Source organism: Lentzea sp. NPDC004782 (assembly GCF_040609115.1).
Lineage (GTDB): Bacteria > Actinomycetota > Actinomycetes > Mycobacteriales > Pseudonocardiaceae > Lentzea.
In genome coordinates, this window is sequence record NZ_JBEXJN010000010.1 from 38,915 (window position 1) to 52,677 (window position 13,763).

The 13,763-nt window shown below is 72.5% G+C and carries 12 protein-coding genes and 1 riboswitch; of the genes, 8 read left to right on the plus strand and 4 right to left on the minus strand.

The features are described from left to right. Positions 1 to 13: 13 nt before the first annotated feature. The 3 genes from ABZV40_RS11890 (at position 14) to ABZV40_RS11900 (ending at position 9,001) form a co-directional block, all read left to right on the plus strand. Positions 14 to 7,330, plus strand: coding sequence for a type I polyketide synthase (locus ABZV40_RS11890; protein ID WP_355438847.1), 7,317 nt, complete (start codon positions 14 to 16; stop codon positions 7,328 to 7,330). Positions 7,331 to 7,394: 64 nt separating this feature from the next. Next, a complete protein-coding gene (locus ABZV40_RS11895) occupies positions 7,395 to 8,240 on the plus strand; it encodes a RecB family exonuclease (RefSeq protein ID WP_355438849.1) in 846 nt (281 codons plus the stop codon). Then, positions 8,237 to 9,001, plus strand: coding sequence for a thioesterase family protein (locus tag ABZV40_RS11900; protein WP_355439178.1), 765 nt, complete (start codon positions 8,237 to 8,239; stop codon positions 8,999 to 9,001). Before ABZV40_RS11895 ends, ABZV40_RS11900 begins: the two co-directional genes overlap by 4 nt. A 17-nt stretch (positions 9,002 to 9,018) precedes the next feature. Here the strand turns inward: ABZV40_RS11900 and ABZV40_RS11905 are convergent, their stop codons facing one another. Further along, complete coding sequence (locus tag ABZV40_RS11905; RefSeq protein WP_355439181.1) at positions 9,019 to 9,273, minus strand: hypothetical protein; 255 nt, start codon at positions 9,271 to 9,273, stop codon at positions 9,019 to 9,021. 26 nt (positions 9,274 to 9,299) lie between these two features. On the opposite strand from ABZV40_RS11905, the gene ABZV40_RS11910 reads away from it, so the two are divergent. Beyond that, positions 9,300 to 9,674 (plus strand): nuclear transport factor 2 family protein, encoded by a 375-nt coding sequence (locus ABZV40_RS11910; protein ID WP_355439184.1) that lies wholly within the window; start codon positions 9,300 to 9,302, stop codon positions 9,672 to 9,674. 37 nt (positions 9,675 to 9,711) lie between these two features. Beyond that, positions 9,712 to 10,329, plus strand: coding sequence for a phosphoribosyltransferase family protein (locus ABZV40_RS11915; protein ID WP_355438851.1), 618 nt, complete (start codon positions 9,712 to 9,714; stop codon positions 10,327 to 10,329). Here the strand turns inward: ABZV40_RS11915 and ABZV40_RS11920 are convergent. The 3 genes from ABZV40_RS11920 to ABZV40_RS11930 are packed head-to-tail and all read right to left on the minus strand — an operon-like array spanning position 10,290 to position 11,735. Beyond that, positions 10,290 to 10,601, minus strand: coding sequence for an antibiotic biosynthesis monooxygenase (locus ABZV40_RS11920; RefSeq protein WP_355438853.1), 312 nt, complete (start codon positions 10,599 to 10,601; stop codon positions 10,290 to 10,292). The two genes, ABZV40_RS11915 and ABZV40_RS11920, sit on opposite strands and share 40 nt — an antisense overlap. Then, the gene (hisG, locus tag ABZV40_RS11925) at positions 10,598 to 11,458 is read right to left on the minus strand and encodes an ATP phosphoribosyltransferase (protein WP_355438855.1); all 861 of its coding nucleotides are present in this window, start codon (positions 11,456 to 11,458) and stop codon (positions 10,598 to 10,600) included. Before hisG ends, ABZV40_RS11920 begins: the two co-directional genes overlap by 4 nt. 13 nt (positions 11,459 to 11,471) lie before the next feature. Beyond that, positions 11,472 to 11,735, minus strand: a complete 264-nt coding sequence (locus ABZV40_RS11930) for a phosphoribosyl-ATP diphosphatase (RefSeq protein ID WP_189254156.1) — start codon at positions 11,733 to 11,735, stop codon at positions 11,472 to 11,474. Positions 11,736 to 11,843: 108 nt separating this feature from the next. Between ABZV40_RS11930 and ABZV40_RS11935 the strand changes: the two genes are divergently transcribed. The 3 genes from ABZV40_RS11935 (at position 11,844) to ABZV40_RS11945 (ending at position 13,726) form a co-directional block, all read left to right on the plus strand. Continuing rightward, on the plus strand, positions 11,844 to 12,506 hold the full coding sequence (locus ABZV40_RS11935; RefSeq protein WP_355438857.1) for a (2Fe-2S)-binding protein: 663 nt from the start codon (positions 11,844 to 11,846) through the stop codon (positions 12,504 to 12,506). Between the two features lie 34 nt (positions 12,507 to 12,540). Beyond that, positions 12,541 to 12,731: riboswitch (cobalamin riboswitch) on the plus strand. A gap of 32 nt (positions 12,732 to 12,763) precedes the next feature. Further along, entirely contained in the window at positions 12,764 to 12,952 is a 189-nt protein-coding gene (locus tag ABZV40_RS11940; RefSeq protein WP_355438859.1) for a CbtB-domain containing protein, read from the plus strand. A gap of 21 nt (positions 12,953 to 12,973) precedes the next feature. After that, positions 12,974 to 13,726, plus strand: a complete 753-nt coding sequence (locus ABZV40_RS11945) for a CbtA family protein (RefSeq protein WP_355438861.1) — start codon at positions 12,974 to 12,976, stop codon at positions 13,724 to 13,726. Positions 13,727 to 13,763: the final 37 nt, after the last annotated feature.

The window sequence follows — 13,763 nt, forward strand, 5'->3', positions numbered from 1 at the left end:
TAGGGATGGGTTGGTGCCCCTCGATGCCACCGGTCCCGACATCGCGCGTCTGCTTTCCCGCAACGCCAAGCTGCACGGCGCGAAGGCGGCGTTCTCGGACGACGCCCGCACGGTCACGTGGAGCGCTCTCACCGATCGGACGGCCGCGCTGGCGGCGGGTCTCGGGGTCGACCGCGGCGCGCGGGTGGCGTTCCTGCTCGACGACGGCGTGGAGCTCGTGGAGAGCGTGCTCGCGGTCGCGCGGGCCGCGGCGGCCGGCGTCCTGTTCAGTCCACAGTGCACGGACGCGGAGCTCGGCCACCTGCTCGCCGACAGCGAGCCCGCTCTGCTGATCACCGACGACCGGCACCTGCCGCAGGTGGCGAGGGTGGGCGGTGCGCCGCGGCTGCTCGTCACCGGCGAGGAGTTCGAACGGCTGGCGAGCGGGCAGGGGCGGCCGCGTGACGATCTCGGACCGGACGAACCCGCGTGGCTGATCTACACGTCCGGCACCACCGGTTCGCCGAAGGCCGTGGTCTCCTCGCAGCGCGCGGCACTGTGGTCGCCGGTCGAGGTCTACGGGCCGTTGCTCGGGCTGACCGCGGAAGACCGGTTGCTGTGGCCGTTGCCGATGTCGCACAGCTTCGCGCATTCGTTGTGCGTGCTCGGAGTGCTCGTCGCGGGAGCCGGTGCCCGCATCTGCGCGAGCAAGGACCCGGTCTCGGTGACACGGCTGGCGCAGGAGTACGCGCCGACGTTCATCGCGGGCGTGCCGACCACCTACCGGCAGCTGCTGGCGGCCGGGCTCACCCGCCTTCCGTCGTTGCGGACGTGCCTCACCGCGGGCGCGCCGTGCGACGGGAAGCTGCGCCTTGACGTGGAGACCGCGCTCGGGGTCGCGCTGCTCGACTGCTACGGCAGCACCGAGACCTGCGGCATGATCGCCGTCGAACGCGCAGGCACGCGGGTGCGCGGGACGAGCGGTCCGCCCGTCACCGGGATGAGCGTCCGGGTCGAGTCGGGTGAGATCCGGGTGAGCGGTCCGGGGCTGATGACGGGTTACCACGGCAGGCCCGAGGCGACGGACCGCGCGCTGGTCTCCGGCTGGTACCGCACCGGCGATCTCGGCCGCGTGGACGAGCACGGCCACGTCGTCGTCGCGGGCCGGGTGGACGACCTGATCATCCGGGGCGGGCACAACATCGACCCGGCCGAGGTCGAGGCCGTGCTGACCCGGCAGCCGGGCGTGGCGGACGCGGTGGTCGTCGCGCGCGAGCACCCTCTGCTGGGCGAGACCCCGGTGGCGTTCGTCGTCCCGTCCGGCGACGCGGCCGACGCCGCTGTGCTGCTCGCGGCCTGCGCGGCCGAGCTGTCGGCCTACAAGGTGCCGGAGGAGATCCGGTTCGTCCCCGCCGTCCCGCGCACCCCGTCCGGCAAGCCACGGCGCACCGTGCTGCGCGCGGAACTGGCCCCGCCCGCCGGGGACGCGACCGGCCTGACGCTCGACGCGCTGACCCGGCTGGTGCTCGACGAGGTCCAGGCGGTCCTCGGCGTGGTGCCCGATCCGCGGCTGGCGTTCAGCGGCTCCGGCCTGACCTCCCTGCAGGCCACCACCCTGTGGCAACGGCTGCGCGACCGCACCGGGCTCCCGCTGCCGGCCACCCTGGTCTGGGACCACCCCACCCCCGCGGCGGTCGCGGCGCACCTGGACGCCCTGCTGCGAGGGGAAACGCATGCGGCGCGACCCGTGCGCTCCGGCGGGTCCGCCGAGGACGTGGCGATCGTCGCGGTGGGGTGCAGGTTTCCCGGTGGGGTCCGGTCTGGGGAGGACCTCTGGCGGCTGGTGCTCGACGGTGTGGACGCGAGCGGTGAGTTCCCGGGTGACCGAGGATGGGACGTCGACTCGTTGTACGACCCCGATGCGAGCCGGGCGGGCACGACCTACGTCCGGCGCGGCGGGTTCCTGTACGACGCGGCGGACTTCGACCCCGGCTTCTTCGGCATCTCGCCGCGCGAGGCGGCCACGATGGACCCGCAGCAACGCCTGCTGCTGGAGGTCGCGTGGGAGACCGTCGAACGCGCGGGCATCGCGCCGTCGTCGTTGCGGGGCAGCGACACCGGCGTCTTCGTCGGCCACATGCACTCCGACTACGCCGACGAGCACAAGGCCGACCACGCCGACCTGAGCGCCCAGCTCGTGCTCGGCTCCGCGAGCAGCGTCACGTCCGGCCGCGTCTCCTACACCCTCGGGCTGACCGGCCCGTCGGTCACGATCGACACGGCGTGCTCGTCGTCGCTGGTCGCACTGCACCTCGCCGCCCAGGCCCTGCGCGCGGGTGAGTGCTCGCTGGCGCTGGCCGGTGGCGTGACGGTGATGACGTCGCCGCTGTCGTTCGTCGCCTTCAGCCAGCAGCGGGCGTTGTCACCGGACGGCCGCTGCCGGTCCTACGCCGAGGGCGCGGACGGCACCGGGTGGGCCGAAGGCGTGGGCCTGGTCCTGGTCGAACGGCTGGCCGACGCCCGCCGCCGCGGCCATCCGGTGCTCGCGGTCCTGCGCGGCTCGGCGGTCAACTCCGACGGGGCGTCGAACGGGCTGACCGCGCCCAGCCCCGCCGCCCAGCAGGAGGTGATCCGGCGCGCTCTGGCCGACGCGGGACTGGCCGCGTCCGACGTGGACCTGGTCGAAGGTCATGGCACCGCGACGAAACTCGGCGATCCGGTCGAGGTGGCCGCGTTGCAGGCGGCCTACGGTCGCAGGAGCGGCCGCCCGTTGCTGCTCGGGTCGGTGAAGTCGAACATCGGGCACACGCAGGCGGCGGCGGGCATCGCCGGGCTGATCAAGGTGATGTGGGCGATGCGCGACGACGTCGTCCCCAGGTCGCTGCACGCGGAAGAGCCGACGTCCCGGGTGGACTGGCAGGCGGGCGGGATCCGGCTCGTAGACCGGCACACCCCGTGGCCGCGCGGCGAACGCCCCAGGCGCGCGGCAGTTTCGTCGTTCGGCATCAGCGGAACCAACGCCCACGTGATCATCGAGGAGCCGCCGCCGGTATCCGCGCCCGACACCGAACCCACGCTCACATCCGCGCCGTGGCTGGTTTCCGGTGACGGCGAAGCGGGTCTGCGGGCCCACGCGGAGGCCCTCCACACCGCACTCACCGGTTATTCCACTGTGGACAGTGCGTTTTCACTCGCCACGACCAGAGCGACGCTCAGCCACCGTGCCGCCGTGCTCAGCGCGGACCGCACGACGATGCTGGCGGGCCTGCGCGACCTCGCCGACGGCGTCGAGAACCCCGCCGTGGTCGAGGCGAGCACGCGGCGAGGCGTGCGCCCGGTGTTCCTGTTCACCGGCCAGGGCGCGCAACGGGCCCGGATGGGTCTTGCGCTCTCGCAGGCGTTCCCGGTGTTCGGGGAGGCGTTCCTCGGGCTGTGCGCGGAGTTCGGCGCGCCGCTGCTTTCGGTGATCGAGTCCGGTGAGCCGCTCGACCGCACGGACCACGCGCAGGCCGCGCTCTTCGCCTACGAGGTGGCGATGTGCGCGCTGCTCGACTCGTTCGGCGTGCGCCCCGGTCTCGTGCTGGGCCACTCGATCGGCGAACTGGCCGCCGCGCACGTCGCCGGGGTGTTCTCCCGCGCCGACGCCGTCCGGCTGGTGGCGGCACGGGGGCAGGCGATGGCGTCGATGCCGCCGGGTGTGATGGTCGCCGTTCGCGCGCCCGCCCACGAGGTCGCGGCCGCGGCCGGGGTGTCGATCGCCGCGATCAACGGCCGTGAGTCGGTCGTCCTGTCGGGAGCCGAGAAGGCGGTCATGGCCGAGGTCGAGCGCATCGGGGCCCGGTACACCCGGCTGCGCGGCGGCTACGCCTTCCACTCGGCGATGGTCGACCCCTGCCTCGGCCTGTTCCGCGAGGTCGCGGAGTCGGTCACCTACCACCGGCCGTCCGTCCCGGTCGTGTCGACGTTGACGGGCAGGCACGAGACGGACGCGGTCACGACGGCCGGCTACTGGGTCCGGCAGGCGCGCGAGACGGTGCTCTTCGGCGACGCCGTGGAAGCCGCGGGTGGGCTCGTCTTCGCCGAGGTCGGTCCGGCCTCCACGCTGACCGCTCTCGCGCAGGACGTCGTGCCGGACGCCGCGGTCGTCCCTGTCGCGCAACGGCTGCTGGACGCGTTGGCCGAACTGCACGTGCACGGCGTGGAAGTCGACTGGTCAGCGGTCTACGCCGGCAGCGGTGCTCGTCGGCGCGACCTGCCGACGTACCCGTTCCAGCGGCAGCGCTTCTGGCTGGAGCCCGCTCGGAAAACTGCTCTGCTCGGAGAGCCGCAACCGGCTGCCGATCGGCCGGAGGTCCGCCACACCAGCATGTTGTCGGTGCAAGCGCAGCCGTGGCTCGCGGACCACCGGATCGGCGACGACGTGGTGGTGCCCGCGACCGTGTTCGCGGAGCTGGCCTTCCAGGCCGCACCGCCGGGGCCGGTCCGGCTCGACGAGCTGACCGTGCACGCCCCGCTGGTCCTCACGACCGAGGTCCAGGTCCAGGTCGTCGTGACGGGCGAACGCGAGATCACCGTCTGGTCGCGCCCCGCCTCGGCCGGTGCGTGGACCCAGCACGCCACCGCCGTGCTCTCGGCCGCCACTCCACCGGTGCCCGGCCCGCAGACGGCGTGGCCACCCGTTGGCGCGCAACGGGTTCCGGTCAGCTACGGCAGGCTCGCGGTGCGCGGCTACCGCTACGGTCCGGCGTTTCGCGGCGTGGCGGCGTTGTGGCGGCGCGGCGACGAGCTGTTCGCCGAGGTCGAACTGCCCCGTGCGGCGCGGTCACCGGCGCTGCGCCCCTGCCTGCTCGACGCGGCGCTGCACGCCTCGCTGTTCGCGGACCCGGCGGACCAGGACGCCGTGCGGGTGCCCTGCGCGTTCACCGGATTCACGCTGCACCAACCGGAAGCGACCGCGGCACGGGTCCGGATCAGCCGCACCGGCGAGGACTCGGTCCAGGTCTCCTTGAGCGACTCCGACGGCCGCCCGGTCGCCGTGATCGAGTCACTGGTGATGCGGCGGCTCACGGGGCGTTCCACCGCCGAAGCCGCCGCGGCACAGGCACTTCACCGCGTCGAGTGGGTGCCGGTCGACGCGGGCGCGGCGGTGCCGGACCACCAGGTCTTCGACACCGGCACCTGCGCGGGCACCCCGCCGGAGCGCGCTCGCACGTTGATCGGCTCGACGCTGTCCCATCTGCGGAAGTGGTTCGCGTCGCAACCGGACGAGCTGCTGGTCGTGGTCACCCGCAACGCCACCGGCGACGACCCGGATCCCGCCGCCGCGGCGGTCTGGGGGCTGGTGAGCAGCGTGCAGGCCGAACACCCCGGCAGCGTCGCGCTGGTCGACCTCGACGACCCGGCCGCGCCCGCGGTCGTCTCCGGCCTGCCGCGCGTCGCCGTCCGCGGCGGACGTGTCTTCGCGCCCGGGTTGAGCGCCGCCCCGGCTCCCGGCGACGCCACGACCGATGTCTCCGGCACGCTGTTGATCACCGGCGGCACCGGTGCTCTCGGCGCCGTGCTCACCCGGCACCTCGTGACCGCGCACGGTGCCAAGCACATCGTCCTCGCGAGCAGGAGAGGTGAACTGCCCGGCTGGGCGAGCGACCTGCCCGCGGAGATCACCGCGGTCGCGTGCGACGTCGGCGACCGGGCCGCGGTGCATCGCCTGGTGGCGGACTGCGCCCCGGCGCTGACCGGCGTCTACCACCTGGCGGGCGTGCTCGACGACGGCGTGCTGTCGGCGATGACGCCACAGCGCGTGGACGCCGTGCTCGCCGCCAAAGCCGATGCTGCCTGGTACCTGCACGAAGCCACCGAGCACCTCGGCCTGTCGGCGTTCGTGCTGTTCTCCTCGGCCGCCGGTGTGCTGGGCAGGCCGGGGCAGTCGAACTACGCGGCCGCCAACAGCTTCCTCGACGCGCTGGCCCGGCACCGCGCGGCCCGGGGACTGCCGGCGCAGTCGCTCGCGTGGGGCCCGTGGGAGAACGGGATGGCCGCGGGGATCTCCGGCGGCGCGCTCCCGCTCTCGGCCGACGTGGGCCTGGCCGCGTTCGACCGCGCGAGCCGCACCCGTGAGCCGGTCCTGGTGCCGATTCTGCTCGACGCCACCGAGACCGCCGAGGCGCCGCGAGCCCACCCGGTGACCTGGACGGACGCGCTCGCGGCCGTTCCCGCCGCCGAACGGGAAGCGGCGCTCGCCGAACTGATCCGCGGCGAGCTCGCGCTGACGCTCGGGTTCCCCGACGCGAGCTCGTTGCCCGACAAGAGCTTTCTCGAACTCGGCTTCGACTCGCTCAGCGCGCTGCAGCTGGGCAACCGCCTCCGTGCGTTCACCGGCCTGCGGCTCGGCCCGTCGGTCGTGTTCGACCACCCGTCGTTGCCGCAGCTCACCGCCCACGTCCACGAGCAGCTCACCGAGGGGGCCGCCGCCGAACCGGCACCACTGGGCTTCGCCGCGCTGTACCACAAGCTGCTGCGCGACCGGGGACCGGTGGAGGCCATGAAGCTGCGGGTCCTCGGGTCCTACGGGCTGCCGACCTACCGCACCGGTCACCCGATCGTGCCCACGCGGCTGGCTCGTGGCGACGGCGAACCCGTGCTGTTCTTCCTGGCGAGCTACCTGACGATGCGCGACGCGACGCCGGCCGCGCTCGCCGGGCAGTTCGACGGCGAACACGACCTGCTGATGCTGCGCTACCCCGGCTTCGGCGACTCGCGGGCCATCCCCGAGGACCTGGACACCCTGCTGCGCACCCAGGCGGACGCGGTCGTCACCGCCGCGGCGAACCGGCCGGTGGTCCTGGTCGGGCACTGCCTCGGCGGCAGGGTCGCCCACGCACTGGGCGCGCACCTCGCCGCGCGGGGCCGTGCTCCGGCCGGAGTGGTCCTCATCGAGACCGACGGCCGCCTCGACGTTCGCGCGGACGATCGGGCACTGTCGCTGATAGCGGGCCACGAGGACCTGCCGGGCGAGCTCTTCGACGGCACCGCCATGGACAACGCGGTCCTCGTCGGCGGCGGCTACCAGCGCATGTTCGAGGGCCTGCCACCGGAGCCGTCGCCGGTGCCGGCCCTGCTCCTGCGCGCGGGCCCGACCCCGCGGATGCGGCGGATCGACCCGGACCGCGACTGGTCCGTGCGCTGGCCGCTGCCGCACCGGGCCGTCGACGTGCCCGGCGACCACGACACGGTGCTCACCACCGACGCGCCGACCACCGCCACCGCGATCCGCGCCTGGCTCGCCACCCTCCCCGCCGCCCTGCCGCAGAACGATGAAGGGCTCCTTGCTCCACCACAGGTGGATGAATGAGCCCTTCATCGACCTCCGGCGGGCGCGCACGGAATTGTCAGACCCCTGTCCTAAGGTTCGAACCATGAGCACCACGTTGCGCAGGCCGGCCCTGTCCCCGTCACGAGCCGGGGACTTCAAGCAGTGCCCGCTGCTCTACCGGTTCCGCGCGGTCGACCGCCTGCCGGAGAAGCCGACGAAGGCGCAGGTGCGCGGCACGGTGGTGCACGCGGTGCTCGAAGACCTCTTCGCCCTTCCCGCCGCCGAACGGGTGCCGTCCCGCGCGCGTTCGATGATCGCGCCCGCCTGGGAGCGGGTGAAGGCGGAACGCCCGGAGTTCGCGTCGTTGTTCTCCGACGCGGGCGGCGACGAGGAGGCGCAGTGGCTGGAGTCTGCCACCGCCCTGCTGGACGGCTACTTCGGCCTGGAGGACCCGCGCCGTCTCGAACCGGAGTCGCGCGAGCTGCTGGTCGAGTCCGAGCTCCCGTCCGGTGTGCTGCTGCGCGGCTACATCGACCGGGTGGACGTGGCCCCGACGGGTGAGATCCGGGTCGTGGACTACAAGACCGGCGCCGCGCCCCGCGAGGTGGGCGAGGCGAAGGCCCTGTTCCAGATGAAGTTCTACGCCCTGGTGCTGTGGCGCCTGCGCGGCGTGGTCCCGCGCCAGCTGCGCCTGATGTACCTGGCCGACCGCCAGGCGCTGGCCTACACCCCGGACGAGTCCGAGCTGTCCCGCTTCGAACGCACCCTCGAAGCCATCTGGCAGGCCATCATGCGCGCGGCCCCGACCGGCGACTTCCGCCCGTCTCCCAGCCGCCTGTGCGACTACTGCGACCACAAGGCCTTCTGCCCGGCGTTCGACGGCACCCCGCCTCCCTACCCGGGCTGGCCGGAGCCGGACGACACCGAGCCTCTCCGGGACCGCGACTGATGACCGCCTTCTACCTGCCCCTGGGCGACGACACGTTCCGCTCCACCGAGCACACCGTCGGCCCGTGGGGCCCGGACAGCCAGCACCTCGGCCCGCCTTCCGCTCTGCTGGTGCGGTCACTGCTCGCTCTGCGCCCCACGCTCTCGCGCGTGACGTTCGAGGTGCTCGGCCCGGTCCCGGTCGCCGACCTGACGGTGTCCACGTCGGTCGAACGCCCCGGCCGCTCGGTCGAGCTGCTGTCGGCCGCCCTGTCCTGCGAAGGCCGTGTGGTGCTCACCGCACGCGCGTGGCACATCGTCGGCTCCGACACCACCGCCGTGGCAGGCGGTTCCGGCGCCACGCTCCCACCGCCCGCTTCGGCCGTGCCGATGGAGATCCCGGACTTCTGGTCCGGCGGCTACCTGGCCGCCGTCGAGTGGCTGTCGGTGTCGGGCGGCATCTTCACGCCCGGCGACGCCCAGGTGTGGGCCCGCCCGCGCGTCGCCGTCGTCGAGGGCTTCGCGCCTTCACCGCTGGAACTGCTGTTCTCGGTGGTGGACTCGGCCAGCGGCGTCTCGTCGCGTGTGGACATTCGCAAGTGGTACGCCATCAACACCGACCTGACCGTGCACCTGCACCGCCAGCCCGTCGGCGAGTGGGTCGGGTTGGACGCGCGGACCACCATCGGGCCGGACGGCGTCGGGCTCGCCACCAGCACGGTGCACGACGTCGACGGGCCGGTGGGCACGACGGCGCAGGCGTTGTTCGTGCGCGAACGCTGACAGCAACGTCCGCGCTCTCAGAACTCGCCGGGCCGCATGGCGTCGTCCACGAGCCGGCCCAGGGACTCGGTCCCGCCGCTGTCCAGCCAGGCGACGTTGGCGACGGTGAGACAGGCGAGCCCGGCGGCGGTGAGCGCGGCGGCGCTCAGACCGCGGTCGGCGGCCGACCGGGCCAGGCGTTCGGCGAGGAGCGGGCTCAGCAGGTCCTGCCACTGCTTCTGCTGCTCCGCCCGCCCGGCGCGCAGCGCGGGTGACTGGCCGGTGATCCGCAGCGGACGAACGAGCCGGGCCCCGCCGGCTGACGCCGTGCACCAGGTCGACCGCCACCGCGTACTTCGACCAGCTCCTCGTCGGCAAGGACGTCAACGCCGTCGAGCACCTGGCACCCGAGTACCACCAGCACAACCCCACCATCCCCAGTGGCACGGCAGGCCTGCGCGACACCTTCACCGCGTTCTTCCAGCAGTTCCCGCGGCTGACCGTGGACCGCAAGCGCGTCATCGCCGAGGGCGGCCTCGTCGCGATCCACGCCCACTACCGGACCAGTCCCGAGGACCGCGGCCAGGCCGTGGTGGACATCTTCCGCGTGCGCCCGGACGGGAAGATCGTCGAACAGTGGGACGTGGTGCAGGACGTGCCGGCGATGTCCGCCAACGACAACACGATGTTCTGAGTTCCGGCCCCGGAGAAGGCGTAACGTCAGCCGGACTGTGAAGAGGTTCGCGGACCGGCGGGAGGCGGGCCGCGCCCTGGCGGCGCGGCTCGCCGGCCGGCTGTGGCACGACCCGCTGGTGCTGGGACTGCCCCGCGGCGGCGTGCCGGTTGCCAAAGAGGTGGCGAGAGAACTCGATGCCGAACTGGACGTGGTCGTGGCACGCAAGATCGGCGCTCCCGGCCACCCGGAGTACGGGGTGGGCGCGGTCACCGCCGACAGCGAGCCGATCTACGACCCGAGCGTCCTGAGAGCGCTCAGCCTCACCGAGGAACAGCTCGCGAAGACCTGCGACGAGGAACGCGAAGAGGCCACCCGGCGCATGAACCTCTACCGCGGGAACAAGCCACCCCTGCGCATCCACGAGCGCGACGTGATCGTCGTCGACGACGGCCTGGCCACCGGCGTGACGGCCAAGGCCGCGCTGCAGTGGGTCACCAGGCAGCAACCCGAAAGCGTCACCCTCGCGGTACCGGTGGCCGCGAAGGACTCCCTCCGCACGTTCGGCACCCCGGTGGTCGCGATCCTCGTGCCGCGCCACTTCGGCGCGGTCAGCCGCTGGTACGACCGGTTCGATCAGACCACGGACGACGAGGTGCTCAGCGCGCTCGAATAGTGCTCCACCACGGGGAACGGCGAGTAGAACCGGTGCAGCAGCGACGACCACCGCTCGTACGACGGGCCCTGGCGGAAGCCCACGGTGTGCGCCTCGACCGACTCCCAGCGCACCAGCAGCAGGTAGCGCGACGGTGTCTCGAACGAGCGGAGCAGCTCGAGGCCGAGGAAGCCCGGCGAGGCGGAGATCAGCTCCCGCGCCTCGCCGAACGCCCACTCGAAGTCGGTCTCCCGGCCGGGCACCACGTCCAGGACGGCGTGCTCCAGGATCACAGGCGGCAGAACCTGATGTCCGAGGCCAGCACGGCCTTGGCGCCGATCGCGGCCAGCTCGTCCATGACCTGGTTCGCCTCCTTGCGCGACACCATCGCCCGCACCGCCACCCAGTTCTCGTCGGCCAGCGGGGCGACCGTCGGCGACTCGAGGCCCGGCGTGAGGCCGACGGCCTTGTCCAGGATCGCGCGCGGGCAGTCGTAGTCGAGCATCAGGTACTGCTGCGCGAACACGACGCCCTGCAGGCGGGCCGTCAGCTGCTTCTTGGCGGGGGTCACCTCGGTACCGGCGCGGTGCACCAGCACCGCCTCGGACTCGCAGATCGGCTCGCCGAACGGCACCAGGTCGTGCTGGCGCAGCGTGCGGCCGGAGCCCACGACGTCGGCGATCAGGTCGGCCACGCCCAGCTGGATCGAGATCTCCACGGCGCCGTCGAGACGGATCACCTGGGCGGTGATGCCACGGGCTTTGAGATCGCGGCCGACCAGCCGCGGGTACGCGGTGGCGAGGCGCTTGCCCTCCAGGTCGGAGATCTGCCAGTCGGTGCCCTTGGGCCCGGCGTAGCGGAAGGTCGACGACCCGAAGCCGAGCGCCAGGAGCTCCTGCACCGAGGAGCCGTTGTCGTCGGCGCCGGAGTCGGCGGCGAGGTCGCGGCCGGTGATGCCGAGGTCGAGGTCACCGGACGCCACGTAGATCGCGATGTCCTTGGGGCGCAGGAAGAAGAACTCGACGTCGTTGTTCGGGTCGAGCACGGTCAGGTCGCGCGGCTCGTGCCGCTGCCGGTAGCCGGCCTCGGTCAGCATGGCGGAGGCGCGTTCGGCGAGCGCGCCCTTGTTCGGGACTGCTACGCGCAGCATGTGGAAGTCTCCGTCAGAGGTACTTGTAAACGTCTTCGAGGGTGAGGCCGCGGCCCAGCATGATCACCTGGAGGCGGTACAGCAGCTGCGAGATCTCTTCGGCGAGCTTCTCGTCGGACTCGTACTCGGCGGCGATCCAGACCTCGCCCGCCTCCTCCAGGACCTTCTTGCCCTGCGCATGGACGCCGGCCTCGAGCGCTGCGACGGTGCCGGAACCCTCCGGCTTGGTGGCGGCTCGTTCGGTCAGTTCGGCGAACAGGGAGTCGAAGGTCTTCACGGGGTGACATCCTCCCACCTCCCCAAGCCAGGTCCACACCGCGGTCACATCTGTCCCAGGCCGTGGACGTGATCTGTCCTGCCTGGACACCCGGTACGGTGAATTCTCGTGCCAGAGGATTCGACCGGATTCGCCGAAGTGCTCGCGGCGTTGCGCCGGGTGCGCGGCATCAACCCGTTCTTCGCGCTCGACGTCGGCCGCCCGGACGAAACGTGGCTGCCCGGCACGGCACTTCTCGAAGGCCCCGCGCTGAAAACCACCATCGACGCCATCGCGGCCCGCTACAACGCGGCGGAACCGCGCGTCGCGGCGAGCCTGTTCTTCCTCAGCTACACCGCCCGGTTGCTGAGCCCGCTCACCGCCGCGGACCTCCCGATCGACATCCGGCCGGAAAACCTGTGGTGGCAACACCACCCGGCCAACGGCCTGAGCGTGCGCATCGACCTCCCCCAGCTCGGCCCGACCGCGCGGGAAGCGCTCGAACCCGTGGTGGAGGCGATCCAGGGCGTCACGCCGGTGGCGCGCGGATTGTTGTGGGGCAACGCGATGTCGAACATCGCGGGCGCGCTCAAAATGGTTGTCCGCGCACGCATGCTCACGGCCGAGGAAGCGGAACTCCGCGGCAACCGGCTGATGAGCGCGCCGCCGTTCGAACAGGCGGGACAATTCCTGAGCATCCCCGGCGAGCTCGGGTTCCTGCGCAGGAGCTGCTGCCTTTACTACCGCGTCGCCGCTGGTGGGAAGTGCGGCGACTGTCCACTCGTGAAGTGAGGAACGCAACAACTCTTATGGCCGGTTGTGCTTGAGCGCCCGATCAAATTACGGTGCACGCGCCGCAGTGACGGGAAGCCGGTGAGAATCCGGCGCGGTCCTCGCCACTGTGACCGGGAAGCGATCCCCGCCGAGCACGTCACTGGCACCCCGAGGGAGCTGGGAAGACGCGGGGGCAGCGTTGATCCGGGAGTCAGGAGACCGGCTGCGGCGCCGCAAGGAGAGTTGACCTTCCACGAGGTATGGAGGAGCCCGTCATGACGAGCCCCGCAGCACATCTGTCCGCCGTCCGCGTGCCCAAGTGGGCCTTTGCCGTCGCTTTGCTCGGCCTGATCGTCACCTACCTGGTCCTGCAGGAGAACGGCCTCGCGCTCGGTGCGAGCTCGCAGCTGCTGCACGAGTTCTTCCACGACGGCCGGCACGCGCTCGGCGTCCCGTGCCACTGAGCTGACCTCCAGACCGAGCACATGACAACCACGTACAAGTCCCTGGCGCTGCGCGGAGTCGGAGCGGGCCTCGTCGCCGGCGTCGCCTCCGCGCTGGTGCAGCTGCTGGTGACCGAGATCCCGATCCGCGCCGCGCTCGCGGTCGAGGAGGCCAGGGAGCCCGCCGGTGAGGGCCACTCGCACGGCGGCGAGGAAGAGCTGGTCAGCCGCGGTGCCCAGGTCGTGGGCGGCATGCTCGGCGTGATCATCGTCGGCATCGCGGCCGGGCTCGTGTTCGCCACGGCCTACGCGCTGTCCAAGCGGTGGTTCGTCGACCGCACGCCGTTCAGCCGCAGCTTCGCGCTCGGTGCCGCGGTGTTCGGTGCCGTCGCGCTCCTGCCGTGGCTCAAGTACCCGGCCAACCCGCCCGCCGTGGGCGACCCGGAGACGGTCAACCACCGGACCGCGCTCTACCTCGGCGTGGTCGCCGCCGGACTGGTGATCGTGTGGGGGGCGAGCTGGCTCGCCGAGCGGCTCCGGTCCTGGACGCAGCCCGTCCGCGTCACGGCGGTGCTGCTCGCGGTCGTCGCGGCCGTCGCGGCGGTGCTGCTGGCGTTCCCCGCGCCGCCGGACACGATCCCCGCCGACATGCCGGTGAACGTGCTGTGGCAGTTCCGCCTCAGCTCGCTCGCCCAGCTGGCCGTGCTCTACGTCGGCATCGGCGTGATGTTCGGCCTGCTGGTCGACCCGGCCGCGCGCCGGGCCAAGACCCCCGGCAGGGCCGCTGTCGCCTGATGGTGTGGGGTGGCCGCCCACCCGGCCACCCCGCCCA

What these genes read in the sequence shown, in the direction of transcription:
- hisG (WP_355438855.1), bottom strand. Translation starts at nt 11,458, where the DNA reads ATGCTGCGCGTAGCAGTCCCGAACAAGGGCGCGCTCGCCGAACGCGCC.
- ABZV40_RS11940 (WP_355438859.1), top strand. Translation starts at nt 12,764, where the DNA reads ATGACGAGCCCCGCAGCACATCTGTCCGCCGTCCGCGTGCCCAAGTGG.
- ABZV40_RS11895 (WP_355438849.1), top strand. Translation starts at nt 7,395, where the DNA reads ATGAGCACCACGTTGCGCAGGCCGGCCCTGTCCCCGTCACGAGCCGGG.
- ABZV40_RS11945 (WP_355438861.1), top strand. Translation starts at nt 12,974, where the DNA reads ATGACAACCACGTACAAGTCCCTGGCGCTGCGCGGAGTCGGAGCGGGC.